At 36.3% G+C, this 14,345-nt stretch carries 17 protein-coding genes; 16 read left to right on the forward strand and 1 reads right to left on the reverse strand.

The features are described 5' to 3' along the window. Positions 1–37: 37 nt before the first annotated feature. The 14 genes from MKX39_RS04440 to MKX39_RS04505 all read left to right on the forward strand — a co-directional run bounded on the left by MKX39_RS04440 (position 38) and on the right by MKX39_RS04505 (position 11,205). Positions 38–454, forward strand: coding sequence for a TIGR03826 family flagellar region protein (locus MKX39_RS04440; RefSeq protein WP_340768528.1), 417 nt, complete (start codon positions 38–40; stop codon positions 452–454). Between the two features lie 263 nt (positions 455–717). Beyond that, positions 718–981, forward strand: coding sequence for a flagellar biosynthesis anti-sigma factor FlgM (flgM, locus tag MKX39_RS04445; RefSeq protein ID WP_340768529.1), 264 nt, complete (start codon positions 718–720; stop codon positions 979–981). Between the two features lie 15 nt (positions 982–996). After that, complete coding sequence (locus MKX39_RS04450) at positions 997–1,491, forward strand: flagellar protein FlgN (RefSeq protein ID WP_340768530.1); 495 nt, start codon at positions 997–999, stop codon at positions 1,489–1,491. Positions 1,492–1,503: 12 nt separating this feature from the next. Further along, complete coding sequence (gene flgK, locus MKX39_RS04455) at positions 1,504–3,141, forward strand: flagellar hook-associated protein FlgK (RefSeq protein ID WP_340768531.1); 1,638 nt, start codon at positions 1,504–1,506, stop codon at positions 3,139–3,141. Between the two features lie 15 nt (positions 3,142–3,156). Then, entirely contained in the window at positions 3,157–4,026 is an 870-nt protein-coding gene (gene flgL / locus MKX39_RS04460; RefSeq protein WP_340768533.1) for a flagellar hook-associated protein FlgL, read from the forward strand. A gap of 55 nt (positions 4,027–4,081) precedes the next feature. Further along, positions 4,082–4,636: a DUF6470 family protein gene (locus tag MKX39_RS04465; protein ID WP_340768536.1), complete on the forward strand. Its 555-nt coding sequence runs from the start codon at positions 4,082–4,084 to the stop codon at positions 4,634–4,636. 19 nt (positions 4,637–4,655) lie between these two features. Next, positions 4,656–5,093 carry a flagellar assembly protein FliW gene (fliW, locus tag MKX39_RS04470; RefSeq protein ID WP_340768537.1) on the forward strand — a complete coding sequence of 146 codons (438 nt, stop codon included), beginning with the start codon at positions 4,656–4,658 and terminating at the stop codon, positions 5,091–5,093. 4 nt (positions 5,094–5,097) lie between these two features. Then, a complete protein-coding gene (gene csrA, locus MKX39_RS04475; RefSeq protein ID WP_340768538.1) occupies positions 5,098–5,310 on the forward strand; it encodes a carbon storage regulator CsrA in 213 nt (70 codons plus the stop codon). A gap of 187 nt (positions 5,311–5,497) precedes the next feature. Next, positions 5,498–7,210, forward strand: coding sequence for a flagellin N-terminal helical domain-containing protein (locus MKX39_RS04480; protein ID WP_340768539.1), 1,713 nt, complete (start codon positions 5,498–5,500; stop codon positions 7,208–7,210). Positions 7,211–8,058: 848 nt separating this feature from the next. Further along, positions 8,059–8,427 carry a flagellar protein FlaG gene (gene flaG / locus MKX39_RS04485; protein WP_340768541.1) on the forward strand — a complete coding sequence of 123 codons (369 nt, stop codon included), beginning with the start codon at positions 8,059–8,061 and terminating at the stop codon, positions 8,425–8,427. A 15-nt stretch (positions 8,428–8,442) separates the two neighbouring features. Next, positions 8,443–9,957 (forward strand): flagellar hook-associated protein 2, encoded by a 1,515-nt coding sequence (locus tag MKX39_RS04490; RefSeq protein ID WP_340768542.1) that lies wholly within the window; start codon positions 8,443–8,445, stop codon positions 9,955–9,957. 39 nt (positions 9,958–9,996) lie between these two features. Continuing rightward, positions 9,997–10,398 (forward strand): flagellar export chaperone FliS, encoded by a 402-nt coding sequence (gene fliS / locus MKX39_RS04495; protein WP_340768544.1) that lies wholly within the window; start codon positions 9,997–9,999, stop codon positions 10,396–10,398. Beyond that, a complete protein-coding gene (locus MKX39_RS04500; RefSeq protein WP_340768545.1) occupies positions 10,395–10,748 on the forward strand; it encodes a flagellar protein FliT in 354 nt (117 codons plus the stop codon). Before fliS ends, MKX39_RS04500 begins: the two co-directional genes overlap by 4 nt. A 70-nt stretch (positions 10,749–10,818) precedes the next feature. Beyond that, complete coding sequence (locus tag MKX39_RS04505) at positions 10,819–11,205, forward strand: hypothetical protein (protein ID WP_340768547.1); 387 nt, start codon at positions 10,819–10,821, stop codon at positions 11,203–11,205. 44 nt (positions 11,206–11,249) lie between these two features. Here MKX39_RS04505 and MKX39_RS04510 read toward each other — a convergent pair whose 3' ends face one another. Continuing rightward, a complete protein-coding gene (locus tag MKX39_RS04510) occupies positions 11,250–11,576 on the reverse strand; it encodes an SCP2 sterol-binding domain-containing protein (RefSeq protein WP_340768548.1) in 327 nt (108 codons plus the stop codon). A gap of 168 nt (positions 11,577–11,744) precedes the next feature. Between MKX39_RS04510 and MKX39_RS04515 the strand changes: the two genes are divergently transcribed. Both MKX39_RS04515 and MKX39_RS04520 read left to right on the forward strand, forming a co-directional pair. Further along, positions 11,745–12,494 (forward strand): C40 family peptidase, encoded by a 750-nt coding sequence (locus MKX39_RS04515; RefSeq protein ID WP_340768549.1) that lies wholly within the window; start codon positions 11,745–11,747, stop codon positions 12,492–12,494. Positions 12,495–12,512: 18 nt separating this feature from the next. After that, entirely contained in the window at positions 12,513–14,201 is a 1,689-nt protein-coding gene (locus MKX39_RS04520; protein ID WP_340768550.1) for a methyl-accepting chemotaxis protein, read from the forward strand. Positions 14,202–14,345: the final 144 nt, after the last annotated feature.

The following is a 14,345-nucleotide window of genomic DNA, read 5'->3' on the forward strand; positions in this document are numbered from 1 at the left end:
GATAAATAAAGGGAGAATATTATTTGGAGGTAACAACATGGGTGAACTAAAAAATTGTCCTTCATGCGACGAGTTTTTTAACTATACGGGATTGAGAGAAGTATGTAACAATTGCGCAATGAACGAAGAAAAACTATATGAAACGGTTTACCGCTTCCTTCGCAAACGCGAAAATCGAGCAGCAACCGTAGAAAGAATTGTAGAAGCTACCGGAGTAGAAGAGTCATTATTACATAAATGGGTACGTAAAAACCGTCTTCAACCAGCCATGTTCCCGAACCTAGGCTATCCATGCGATAACTGTGGAAAAATTACACAGTCAGGTAAACTATGTATCAAATGTACGGACGAATTAAAATCCGGTCTTCGTCAATTTGACGCAGCAAAAGAATTCCGCGAAAAAGTGTCTCAACAAGAAACAGGGACTTATTATTCAGACAGTAAGAAAAAATAACTCTCACCTTGTGTGGGAGTTTTTCCTTGGGGTGATTAAAAGAAATCAAAATTGAGTTACACTCAAAGCCATACGAGTTCCATCTAACAATCCATGAGTTCAACCCACCCCCACTCCAGTTCTACCAAAAGACCTTCTAATTCCACTAAGCCCTTTAATTCCCAAGACCTATTCCACACAAATCGTTCAAATTACTCTAAACACTTCATATTTCCTGCCGAAATAATACATAGACACTTTGAAAAAAGAGGAGGATGAAGTTTATGAAAATCACAAATATTGGTGTAAACCAAGTAAATCCATACAAACGTAATCAACAACAAGCTGAAAAAGTACAAAACACAACCAAAACAGCTGCAGATCAATTAGAAATTTCGTCTACTGCGAAAAGCATGCAAACCAAATCACCGGTAGAAGTAAAACAAGCGGAACGAGTTGCGGCTATAAAAGCTGACATCGATGCAGGAACATACAAAGTAGATGCAAAACAATTAGCCTCGAATATCCTGAATTATTACCGTCTATAAAAGGAGCTTACGAACATGTCCATCGATAACATTTTGCAATCACTAACCAAACTAGACATGCTTCACAAAAGCTTGTTAGAGGTTGCATACAAAAAAACAGAAGCTATCAAAACAGGGGACATGGACAGTCTAAACCAGCTGCTCAAGGATGAGCAGGCACATGTTGCAGGCATTTCACAGCTAGAACAACAGCGTCAAACAGAGGTAACGGATTACCTTCGAGCAAAAGGAATTGCTCCTACTGACAACCCTACTGTTGCACTTGTCTTAGAAAATACCAACACAGATGAAGAAAAAGCTCAACTAACCAAAGCACGCAATAATCTATTATTAACGCTAGAAACATTAAAACAACAAAACGATCTAAATCAAAAACTTACCATGCAATCACTTCAATTTGTTAATTTAACATTAGATGCATTAAGACCCAAGCCAGACCAAATAAACTATTCGAGATCTGAAGTACAAAGTCCCTCAAAAGACAAAACCTACTTCGACTCACAAGCATAAGGAGGCGAACCCATGGGCTCTACATTTATGGGACTAGAAACAAGTAAACGCGGATTATACACGCAACAATCTGCATTATATACAACCGGACACAATATATCTAATGCTAATACAATTGGATATTCTCGCCAAAGAGTGAATATGGAAGCAACTTTAGGCTATCCCGGAACAGGACTAAACGCACCAAAAATTCCAGGTCATCTGGGTACAGGTGTGCAATCACAGTCAATTCAACGTATTCGTGATTCTTTCGTTGATACGCAATATCGTCAAGAATCCAATAAACTAGGTTATTGGGAAACAAGGTCTCAAGCAATAACACAAATGGAAGATGTGCTTAATGAACCGTCCGATTATGGATTAGCTAAATCAATGGATGAGTTTTGGAAATCACTACAAGACTTAAGCGTCAACCCTGAGAATGGTGGGGCACGTTCTGTAGTTGTTCAACGTGGAATAGCAGTAGCTGATTCTTTCAACTACTTGTCCAAATCCATCTCCCAAATCCAAGAAAATGCAGGTAAAGAAATCGGAATTTCATTAAAAAATGTAAACTCGATTTTAGAACAAATCGCTAGCATTAACGAACAGATACAAGCGATTGAACCGAACGGCTATATGCCTAATGATTTATATGATGTTCGTGACACGCTGCTAGATGAGTTATCAACTTACTTCCCAATCGAAACTAGTAACGTTAAATCAGGTGGTAATTCATTAGCTATTGCAGAAGGTTCCGTGACAGTTTCATTGAAATTAAAAGACGGTTCATCCTTAAAATTGATTGATGGAAAAAACTTTGCTCAGCTTCGTAATTCTGGTGCAAGTGAAACAGATGGGATGACACCCAAATCTGCAATCGAAGGTTTTCATATTGTCAGATTAGACTCTAGCAGAAAGGATGTTCCTCTAAATAATGATTGGACTGATGCTTTAGCAGCTGTGCCGCATGACATTACTAAATTTAGCGATTTAGGCAAACTTAAATCACTTGTGAATTCATATGGTCAGGCTACTGGTGGTCCAATAGCACCTGTAAAAGGATTATTGCCAGATATGCTTGCAAAATTAGACAAAATGGCAGAAGCATTTGCGACTGAATTTAATAAAGTTCATATGGGTGATCCAACTGACACTGCAAAGTATCCACAAGGTTCAGATATTTATGGAAAACAAGGTGAAACTTTCTTTATTAATAAAGATAAAGCTGATAATAGCGGAGCCGGAATAACTGCAAAAAATATCTATATTTCCTCTGATATTATTAAAGATCCTGGAAAAGTTGTGGCTTCTGATTCAACGCCTGGAGAGGCTGAACCAGGTAACGGCAAATTTGCATTAAAATTAGCAAATATGAAATTTGCAAGCCTTGATGATTTAGGAAAAGTTAGTGCACAAACCTATTTCGAAGGTCTTATTGGTCAATTAGGTGTAGATGGTCAACAGGCTACACGTTTGGCATTCAATTCCGCAACACTTCAGCAAGCAGTAACAGAACGTCGTGCTTCCGTAAGCTCAGTATCACTGGATGAAGAAATGACAAATATGATTATTTTTCAACAAGCATACAATGCTTCGGCGCGTATGATTACAGTAGTTGATGAAACATTAGATAAAATAATCAACGGCATGGGCCGTGTGGGACTATAATAGGGGGAACTAAACATGCGTGTAACCCAAGCAATGCTATCAAGCAACATGCTTCGTAACTTATCCACTAGCTATAATAAAATGGGGAAACTTCAAAATCAAATTGAGACAGGTAAAAAAGTAAACCGACCTTCTGATGATCCAGTGGTTGCGATGAAGGGGATTGGATACAGAACAGCGTTAGAAAAAGTAGAACAATTCCAACGTAACATTGGAGAAGTAAATAACTGGTTGGATAGTTCGGATGATGCCTTTGATAAAGTTGGTTCTGCATTGCAACGTGCTAATGAACTAGCGGTAAAAGCGGCAAGTGAGACAACAACCGTTGATGATCGGCAAAAGGTTCTGAGTGAATTAGACCAACTAAGACAACATATTCAAAATATTGCTAATACAAAAGTTGGAGACAAATATATTTTTAGTGGAACTAAAACAACTACAGCTTTATTTGATGAAAAATCGGGTGGATATCCGACAACAAATATAGATGCATTTAATAAAGATGTGGAAATAGAAGTATTCGATGGAATAACACTTAAAGTGAATACAAATGCAATCGATGTATTTAAAAATATCGATCAAATGTTTGCGGATATTAAAGAAGGAAATGTCAACTACAGTGAGGCTATCGGAAAAATTGACGAACAAATGAATGAAATACTAACAACACGTGCTGATATTGGAGCTCGTCAAAACCGTGTAGAGCTAATGAATGATCGACTGCAATCACAAGAAGTAATTGCGACTAAACAAATGTCCGAAAATGAAGACGTGGACATGGAAAAGGCAATTACTGAAATGATTACTCAAGAATCAATTCATCGTGCAGCCCTTTCAGTTGGTGCGCGAATTATTCAACCGAGTTTAGTAGACTTTTTACGATAATAACAAAAGCGTTTGGACATATGCTCCAAACGCTTTCTTTAAAGGGTGAGAAAAGATGAATATCCCAAAACTCCAAGTAAACTCAACAAAAGCACAAATTGGTTTAAATATACAAAAACCAGTGCAAGAAATTGAACAGCCAAGCGCGAATCTAGATTTGCAACAACCAAAAGCAATACAAACGATGAGAACAACAAAACCGCAACTTTCCATAGACACGGAGCAAGCTCGGGCTGATATTGATTTAAAAAGCGTCAGAAGAAGAATCGAAGAGTTTGCTGCTGAAGGACGTCAAGGTGTATCAGAAGGTATCGCTAGACGTGCGCAACAAGGCACCGAACTGATGAAAATTGAAAACGGTGGAAATCCGATAAAATCACAAGCTCAACAAACGGGAAGACAACCATACTCTGGCTTAGCGATTAAATTCGTGCCCTCTTACGGTAGCGTAAAAGTAGACTTTCAACCAGGAAGCGTTGATATCCAAGTAGAACCACAACAAGTGATTAATAATACAACAACTAATAAGCCAATTCACAATTACACTCCTGGAAAAGTGAAAGTGGAAATGCAACAGCACTCATCCATTCAATTAGATTGGCTTGTATAAATAGATAGGAGTAAATTATATGAATCTCAAAACAGCATACTCAGGAGAAGTGGAAATTGATACTGCTGAAATACTTAAGTTTGAACATGGAATACCAGGGTTCGAATCCGAAAAAGAATTCGTAATACTTCCCATTGAAGACAACGAGGAGTTTACTGTCCTCCAATCTGTTCAAACAGAAGCTTTGGCATTCATTGTTACAAATCCTTATAACATAACGGTAAATTACAATATTGAACTGGACGAAGCGACGGTTCATGCTCTTCAAATAAAAGAGCAGAAAGAGGTAGCTGTTTTTGCAATTGTCTCTTTAAAAGAAACAATTGCAGACTCAACAATAAACTTAAAAGCACCTATTATTCAAAATACATCCAATAATAAAGCTAAACAAGTAATCTTAAACAATGAGGACTACAGTATTCGTCATCTTATATCATCAGAAAGTCAAAAGGGGTGATCATATGCTAGTATTATCCCGGAAAGCTGGGGAAACGATTTGGATTGGGGAAGACATCGAAATCATAATCTCAGAAGTAAAAGGCGAACAAGTAAAAATAGGAATCAGCGCACCAAGAAGTATTGAAGTAATTCGTGGCGAATTAAGACAGGATGTGTCTACTTCTAATACTGAAGCAGTACTTAAAAACATTGACATTTTCAAATCAAAAAAGTAACGATTTAATAAATCGACAAAAAGATTCAAAAAAATATATAAAACTATTAAACAATGGAAAAACATTCCGATACTATCTATGTAAGCAAGAAAAACGGGGTCCGGCCGGCTCGGTTCTCTTGTCTCATACAAAATACAAAACACTGCTCACAAGGAAGTGAGCAACACATTCCAAGGAGGAACTTATAATGAGAATTAATCACAATATCGCAGCACTTAACACACATCGCCAGTTAAATAGTGCATCTACTGCACAATCTAAATCAATGGAAAAATTAGCTTCAGGTCTTCGTATTAACCGTGCTGGAGATGACGCAGCTGGCCTTGCGATTTCTGAAAAAATGCGCGGTCAGATTCGCGGATTAGATCAAGCTTCTAAAAACTCTCAAGATGGGATTTCCATGATCCAAACAGCTGAAGGTGCCTTAAATGAAACACATGATATCCTTCAACGTATGAAAGAACTTTCAACACAAGCTGCGAATGGGACAAATACAAAGTCTGATCGTGGAGAAATCCAAAAAGAAATCAATGAGTTAACTTCTGAAATTAACCGTATCGGTAACACGACTGAGTTTAATACGCAAAGCCTATTAAAGGGTGGAAGTGGTTCTGCAAACGTAACATCAACAAATCTTATAACTTCAGGTAAACTTGCTAATGGTACAGCAGCTAGTCTTACACAAGCAACTACAACAGATGCTATTGCGGATTTATCTAACGCAGCAGCAGATGGTACAACTGCAGAATTTACAGTTGGTGGAAAAACATTTACAGTTACTTTTGATCAAGCTGATACTGCTGCAAATAGTAATTATGTTTCTACAGATGGTTTGACAGTTACACTAGGGACTTCAGATGCAACAAATGCAGCTGGAAGTGCTACTGCATTAGCAACTATTTTAAATGAAGCTTTCGGGGCAGCAGGAATTGATGCTCAATATCAAGCTACAGATGATGGCACTGGGAATCTAACGATTTCAGCAATTGCTGGAAGTGATGCAGATGGAACAGCAGGAACTATTGCAGACTCAAGTTTCTCAGCAGTAGGAGCAGGTGTTGCTGGTGCAGCAGCCCCGGGTACAATTACTGCCGGTTCTAAAGCAGTAACTGCTGATATTGACCTTTCAAGCATAGCAAACGCTGCTGATGTTGCATCTCTTGTTGGAAAAGGATTCACAGTAGACAATCAAGTAATTGAGTTCTTTGATGGAAGTAAAGGTAGCTATGAAGGAAATGGTATCGGTATAGATATTCATAATGCTCTTGATAGTGGAGATGTTGTTGCAGATCTTGTAGCACAAACTGCTGGTAAATTAAATAATGTAACACTTAAACAAGGTACATCAGTTGATGATTTAGTAATTGAAGCTAAACAAGCTGGAACTAATGGTAATAATATTTCTCTATCTGATGGAGGTAGAGAAAAAGAATTTACTGCTTCTTTCCAAGTAGGTGCAAATGAAGGTCAAAGTATGTCAATCAAAATTAGTGATATGCGTTCTGAGGCACTAGGTTTAACTGGTAAAGCAGGAACTGGAAACTTTACTTCGACTAATAATGTTACTAACGGTACAAATAATACTTCTGTTGAAGCGGGTCTAGATGTGTCATCACATGAGAGTGCTTCAGCTGCAATTACAACAATTAATGATGCGATTGAGAAAGTCTCTTCTCAACGTTCTAACCTTGGTGCATTCCAAAATCGTTTAGAGCACACAATCAATAACTTAAACACATCTTCTGAGAATCTAACTGCTGCGGAATCTCGTATTAGAGATGTCGATATGGCCAAAGAAATGATGAATCAAACTAAGAACTCAATATTAGCACAAGCAGCACAAGCAATGTTGGCTCAAGCTAACCAACAACCGCAAGGGGTTCTACAACTTCTTCGTTAATATTAATAAAAAAATGGCCTTCTCCTTTTTGAGAAAGGTCATTTTTTATTATTCATTTAAATTTTTCTGGCTTTTCTGGGGTGCCAGGATTAATTAAATATTTGTTTTGAGTAAATATAATTTTCTATCGCTTAATGTTGTTTCATCTGATTTTTTTCCAGATAATAAAGTTCTACTTCAAGTGACTTTAAAAAAATTACAAACTTGCTTCTTTATGCTGACTATCTCATTGGAACAAGATTGTCAGTGTACATAATGAGAACAGAAGTATCAGTAGTAGCTGATTCTAAGTAAGTCTCAATAAATTCTGCAGTAAGCTTACATAATTCCATATTCAATAGTATTAAGTCATTTTACTACCACTCTCAATATCCATTTCTAAAAGAATTTCACGATATTTTCAAAATGCTCTAAAATCCCAATGAAATTTTATTACCCTACATCCTGCTCAAAGTAAGCATTATTAACTTCTGAGGAGACATTTGCATCCACATATTGAGAAAAAGTATTAAAACTTGATGGCTCTCATTCAAAATCCTGATTGAAGGCAATAAGTATTTTTATTTTAGACAGGATAATTATATTACTCATATCGGTTTAATCAATTTCTTGAAAACCAATAATGCGTCTACTCATTTTTCTTATTCCGCTATATTACTGTATATTTTTGGGAAATATAACGTGGTTAATTACTTGAAATTAAAGTTTCAATAGTAATTGAAGAAAGAATAGCATTACAAATCCAAATAAAAATTTCATTTACTCTATTTTCTAGATGGTTATTAAAATAATTTATCACCAACCGATATAAAAAGTAAAACATATATTAACAAGGGGGCAAGACCCGTATGGTCAATCGAATATCTGATTCTATTCTAAATGTTCCAATCAATGTAGCAGTAAAAATAGCTGATGTCGAGCCAGTTGTGTCCACTTCTACTCAATCTGACTATATTCCTTTATCAAAAGAAAGTGCTGAACAAGAGCATTTACCTGGTGAAAAAGCAAAGAAAATGACAGATAGTATGAATCAGTTTATGGAATCGACTAATACCAGCTTGCGGTTTCAATATCATGAAGAGCTAAAAGAGTACTACGTGAGTATTGTAGATTCAAGGACAGATGAAGTAGTGAAAGAAATTCCTTCAAAAAAACTTATGGATATATATGCAGCTATGCGTGATTTCCTAGGAATTTTAGTTGATCACAAAATTTAGAGAGTAGGTGGAAATGTGCGAGTTACGGGACTAGCAAGTGGTATGGATACAGAAACAATGATAAAAGATATGATGAAGGCGCAGCGCCTTCCATTAGATAAAATAATTCAAAAGAAGCAATACATGGAGTGGCAACGGGATGATTATCGAGCTACAAATAAAAAAATGTTTGATTTTCGCAATTTAACTAGTGATACAATGTTGCGTCAATCTACATATATACAACAGACAGTGACCAGTTCAGCACCTGACGATATTAGTGTACGAAATGTTAATTCTACCAGTAACTTTACTGGTAAAATTTACGTAAAGGAACTTGCAGAATCAGCTACAATGCAAAGCTCGGGTCGTGTGCTGAATTCGGAAGCAGATTTGAAAAAAACCCTAAAGGAAATAAAGCCAACGATTAATGTACCAACTACATTCAATATAAAAGCGATAAAAGAAGATGGGAATTTAGATACAAAAGGCTATGATGTTAAAATAGACGAGAACTCCACTATGCAAAGCATTTTGGATGATATTAATAAAAACTCAGGTGTGACAGCTATTTTTGATAGCTTTACTGGTCAGATAGCGATTACCTCCAAAAATAGTGGGAGTTCACAAAATAGTTCGAATGAAATAGAGTTCAGTGGTGACTTTGCAAAATACTTCATGTTAATGGATACCAACAATGTTGCTGCAAAAAAAGAATTAAGAGGAACTGATGGCAAAAATGCCGAGTTTACTTTTAACGGGTTAGTAACTCAAAGACAAAGCAACACCTTTCAAATCAATGGATTCGAGGTTTCATTGAAAAAAGCTAGTAAGACAGACATTACGTTTAGTTCCGCACCCGATACAGATAAAATTCTTGCATCAGTAACTAAGTTTGTAGATGAATATAACAAGTTGATTGAAAGTTTGAATAGCGAGATTAGAGAAACAAAATATAGAGATTTTCAACCTCTATCTACTGAACAAAAAGCAGATATGAAAGAGAAAGAAATTGAGCTTTGGGAAGAAAAAGCGAAAAGTGGGACACTTAAAAATGACAGTGTCATTTCCAGTGCATTAAGCCAATTGCGTTCGGCATTAAATTCAGCTGTTAGCGGGGTTGTTGGTGCTGGTCGATTAAATGAAATAGGTATTTCCACTTCAAACAACTATATGGAAAATGGGAAATTAGTAATTGACGAAACGAAATTGCGCAAAGCGATTTCTGATAATCCTAACCAGGTGTATGAACTTTTTGCGGCAGATGGTGCTACGGATTCAGAAAAAGGATTGGCTAGGAGATTAGTAACTACATTAGACGATACGCGAAAAAAATTGATTGAAAAGGCTGGTACGGATACAGCAATAAGCACTACTTTTTCACTTGGACGTACATTAAAAGGTTATGATGATCAAATTACTCGATTTGAAGCTCGTCTTCAAATGATTGAAAGTCGCTATTATAAACAATTTTCGGCAATGGAATCTGCAATACTACGTGCAAATAACCAATCGAGTTACTTAATGAATGCATTTAGTAGCGGGCAATAATAAATAAGTTATAAGTGTTAAATAAAGAGGAGTGTTATCGTGGCTATAAATAATCCATATCAAGCCTATCAACAAAACAGTGTTACTCAGTCTACACCGGGAGAGCTAACACTTATGTTGTATAATGGCTGTTTGAAGTTTTTAAACCAAGCGAAAAAAGGAATTGATACAAAAGATATTGCATTGAAAAATACGAATATCCAAAAAGCACAAAATATTTTACGTGAGTTGATGATTACACTGGATCCATCCCAAACTATTTCCCAATCAATGGCAAGTATTTATGAATATATGATTAACCGTTTAGTAGAAGCAAATATAAACAATGATGCAGCGATTGTGGATGAAGTATATGGAATGACTACTGAATTCCGTGATACTTGGAAACAAGTAATTCAAATAAATCGTCAAAGACAATACGGCTCTACTGGTGAAGTATGATTCGTGAAAGCCTTATTTCTTGGAGAGATGTTACGGAGCAGTTAGTTGTTATTTTAGATGAACGAGAAGAAGAAAAACGAGATGCCATTATTACGCAAATAGAGGAATTAATAAATAAACGTGAGGATTTACAATCTTCTATTCAAGAACCTTTTACCGACGAAGAAAAGTCATTTGGACAAGCACTTCTTCCTTTAGAAAAAATACTTCAAGCGAAGCTGAAAGTCTATTTGAAGGATATTCGTTTGGATATATCAGATCAACAAAAGAAAAAAGTCTCTGTAAACGCCTACATGGACCCATACAATCAAGTATTCCGAGACGGTACTTTTTACGATAAGAAAAAATAAGCAAACCGGCATTAGCTCATGCTTGTGCCGGTTTGACTTGTATTTACATATGAAATGGAGCTCTATAATAATGACAACTTTAACAGAAGATCAAACACAATTAGTTCGGGAATATACAACAATGCTTGTGAATGTTGATGAAGCATTTGAATATGTTGTTGCTAGTTTTTCAGATTACTCCAAAACAGAAAGTGACCTTGTGTTGAGTGACATTCTTTCATCCTTTGTTCAGTTTATACAAGTGAATGAGGACTTAACAACTATTTATCATGATAATAGTGAAGTGAAGAACTCCATAATTGACTTCAAAAAAGTTATTTCTGAAGCTGAGAAGTTAGATGGCATTTTTGAAAAGTCTCAGGAAAAACAAGAAGTGGTTCAAAAATCACTATACCCAGCATATAAAAACTGGTATGAAACTATTCATCCACAACTAGTCGTGTATACACAAGTATAAAATCAAACCCAATGAGAAAACATCATTGGGTTATTTTTCAATCCTCAAAATTTATACTCCTTCAACAACCCCTCCAACTTCAAAGCCAACCCAATACTCCCATCTACCTTCAACTTACCAAACATAAACGCAGTAGTACTATTCAACTCCCCAGCTAGTAGTTTCATAAAGTCTTTCGAGCTCAATGTTAACTTGCAATCTGCCTTGGTCGAAGTATCGTCCGAAACTTCTGCAATCCCATTTGCTAAGACTAGCTGTTTCACACTTGGATTATCACCAGTTAAGTTAAACTCATAACGTACATTTTCATTGTGAATTGGTGCAGGATTTTCATTCATTGTAGTTTCAATTAGTTGCCAAGTTTCGTTCATATATAATCTCCCTCTCTAAATATGACTGAATATTCAGTCATATTTAATTTTCTCATATTCGTCCCGTTTTGGCGAGTTAATATTTCCTGGGAAATTAATAAATAGTAATGTGATTAGTAAGTAGAAATGGTATTATAGATATAATAGTTAAATAGAAGGAGGGTCTTTATGTTCAAGAAAGTGCTAATAGTAACAGTCTTACTTATTTCATTTGCATCATCTGCTAGTGCCAATACCTTATATGAAGTTAAAAAGGGTGATACACTATCGAAAATAGCAAAGCTTAATAAAGTAACAATCAATGATCTTCGTTCATGGAATAAGTTGACGAAGGATAGTGTTTATATCAAACAAAAGTTAGTTGTGAAAAAGCCCGCTATTACGACTAAAACTCCGGCAAAGGTTGTTACTACTAAACCTGTAGTAGTTACTAATACATCGAAACAGGAGACAGTAGTAACTCCAGTACAAGTAAAGGATGCACAGCTGATCACTGCACCATTTCAAGAACAAGAAAAGAGTTTATCTGCTAAAGGACAAGCTATGTATCCCTTAATAGTAGATTTTGCAATACGTCTAGAAGGCATACCGTACGTATATGGTGGTTATACAATGTCGGGGTTCGATTGTAGTGGATTTATTTATTTCTTACATACACAAGCAGGTTTAGATATTACGAGACAAAGTAGTGAGAGTTACTTCGCACAAACATCTGTTGTTTCGATACCAGTTGTAGGGGATTTAGTATTTTTCCAAAATACATATAAACAAGGGATTTCTCATATGGGAATTTACATAGGTGATAATAAGTTCATCCATGCGGGTTCGAAAAGTGTGGAAGTGACGAGTTTAGATTCTTCTTATTGGAAAGAACATTTTGTTTCATTCAATCGATTTAATGCATTAACTGTGAAGTAAGGCAAAGGGGGATTTGACATGAAGTGGACTATCGGTAGGAAGATGTGGCTGGGGTTTGTTGCTATTTTAGTATTATTAATCATCGTTTCGGTTTTATCGGTTATGACGATTATGGATACGAGTGATAAATATCGATTTTTGCTAGATGATCGAGTAGTTAAAGTGAATCTAGTAAAAGATATTGAGTTATCTCAAAAGGACACGTCCGGAGCACTTATGGATTATTTACTATTTACTACAGATGCATCCAGAGCAAGTGTAGAGGAACATCAACAAATTACGAATAATTTAACTGCTGAATTACGTAATAAGATGTTTTCAGAAGAGACGTTAGAGATGATGACAGAATTTGAAAAGAAAAATGATATGTTCGCTGCTATTAATGCAGATGCGATTAAAGCGAAAATGGAAAAAGATACTGCGGCGGTCAATAAACTTACTGCCAATGCGAAAACTACAAATGCAGATGCGTTAGTAGTACTAGAAAAAATTGAAAAGTTTTTACAAGACGATATGGATAAAACTAGAGAAGAGCTTACTAGTTATGAATTTGGGGCAAAAGTATTCGTTAGCTCCTTAGCGGCATTAGGTGTTTTACTAGGTGTTATACTTGCATACTTTATCAGTAGAAGTATTTCAGCACCCGTGAAGTGTGTTACGGCTGGCCTTACAGAAATTGCAACAGGTAACTTATTAGTTGATCCTATTGTGATTAAAAATAAAGATGAGGTCGGCGAAATGGCCACAGCATTTAATGCGATGTCTAAAGACCTACGAGACATCGTGTCAGGAGTTCGAGATTCTTCTACGCAGCTTGCGGCCAATGCAGAGGAACTTTCTGCTAGCTCCGAAGAAAGTTTAGCATCTTCTCAAATGGTAGCGAAATCTGCGGAAGCTCAGATGGTTTCAAGTGAGCAGCAAGTACATCATATGGATTCATCCGTTCAGTCATTAACAGAGCTATCACAAGGAATTGGTCAAATTTCTGTTAGTAACGAAGAAATGCTAGTGGCTGCAAATGATGTACAAAAACTAGTTCACACAGGATCTAATGTTGTATCAGATGTTGCTAAACAAATGGATACTATTCATACAACATTTAATGATACGACTATTATCATGAAGAATATGGCGAAGCATTCCAATGATATTCAGACTGTTACTGCTTTAATAACGGATATATCTGAACAAACAAACTTATTGGCATTGAATGCTGCCATTGAAGCAGCACGGGCTGGCGAATATGGTAAAGGCTTTGCAGTTGTAGCGGATGAGGTGCGTAAACTTGCAGAGCAATCTAAGAATTCTGCGACAGAAATAGCTTCTATGGTTCAATTGATTCAAAGTGCTTCAGGTGAGGCTGTTCATGCTATAACAGATGGTGGCGAGAAAGTGGAAGCTGGTATCGCTAAAACAACCGAATCCTTAAAGGTATTCCAAGGCATTGAACAGGCTGTTGGAGAAGTAGGTCTTAAAGTAGAATCGGTTTCTGCAGCTATTGAACAAATACAAGCTATGGCGGAGTCTGTTTCCCAGGGCGCGATAGAAGTACAGCGACTTGCAACGCTTGCAGCAGATGGAGCTAATGATACTAGTGCGGCGACAGAGCAACAAATCGCTGCAAATGAAGAGATTTCATCCAATGCACAAGCATTAGCGGATCTTGCTGAAGCATTACAAAATAATGTTAGTCATTTTAAAATTTAAATTAAACCTGTCTATCCTATGTCATCCTAAATGGCATAGGATATTTTACTGAAAGTTTTCAAAATTTATGTGTCCAAATACCCTTCTATTATGTATAATGATATAGTTACATTAGAATCATATAATACTAATATAAATAGGAAA

This window comes from Psychrobacillus sp. FSL K6-1464, from assembly GCF_038003145.1.
Taxonomy (GTDB): Bacteria; Bacillota; Bacilli; order Bacillales_A; family Planococcaceae; genus Psychrobacillus; species Psychrobacillus psychrotolerans.

Excerpts from the sequence above, each read along its gene's own strand:
- MKX39_RS04440 (WP_340768528.1), top strand. The coding sequence starts at position 38 with ATGGGTGAACTAAAAAATTGTCCTTCATGCGACGAGTTTTTTAACTAT.
- flgM (WP_340768529.1), top strand. The coding sequence starts at position 718 with ATGAAAATCACAAATATTGGTGTAAACCAAGTAAATCCATACAAACGT.
- MKX39_RS04450 (WP_340768530.1), top strand. The coding sequence starts at position 997 with ATGTCCATCGATAACATTTTGCAATCACTAACCAAACTAGACATGCTT.
- flgK (WP_340768531.1), top strand. The coding sequence starts at position 1,504 with ATGGGCTCTACATTTATGGGACTAGAAACAAGTAAACGCGGATTATAC.
- flgL (WP_340768533.1), top strand. The coding sequence starts at position 3,157 with ATGCGTGTAACCCAAGCAATGCTATCAAGCAACATGCTTCGTAACTTA.
- MKX39_RS04465 (WP_340768536.1), top strand. The coding sequence starts at position 4,082 with ATGAATATCCCAAAACTCCAAGTAAACTCAACAAAAGCACAAATTGGT.
- fliW (WP_340768537.1), top strand. The coding sequence starts at position 4,656 with ATGAATCTCAAAACAGCATACTCAGGAGAAGTGGAAATTGATACTGCT.
- csrA (WP_340768538.1), top strand. The coding sequence starts at position 5,098 with ATGCTAGTATTATCCCGGAAAGCTGGGGAAACGATTTGGATTGGGGAA.
- MKX39_RS04480 (WP_340768539.1), top strand. The coding sequence starts at position 5,498 with ATGAGAATTAATCACAATATCGCAGCACTTAACACACATCGCCAGTTA.
- flaG (WP_340768541.1), top strand. The coding sequence starts at position 8,059 with ATGGTCAATCGAATATCTGATTCTATTCTAAATGTTCCAATCAATGTA.
- MKX39_RS04500 (WP_340768545.1), top strand. The coding sequence starts at position 10,395 with ATGATTCGTGAAAGCCTTATTTCTTGGAGAGATGTTACGGAGCAGTTA.
- MKX39_RS04505 (WP_340768547.1), top strand. The coding sequence starts at position 10,819 with ATGACAACTTTAACAGAAGATCAAACACAATTAGTTCGGGAATATACA.
- MKX39_RS04510 (WP_340768548.1), bottom strand. The coding sequence starts at position 11,576 with ATGAACGAAACTTGGCAACTAATTGAAACTACAATGAATGAAAATCCT.
- MKX39_RS04515 (WP_340768549.1), top strand. The coding sequence starts at position 11,745 with ATGTTCAAGAAAGTGCTAATAGTAACAGTCTTACTTATTTCATTTGCA.
- MKX39_RS04520 (WP_340768550.1), top strand. The coding sequence starts at position 12,513 with ATGAAGTGGACTATCGGTAGGAAGATGTGGCTGGGGTTTGTTGCTATT.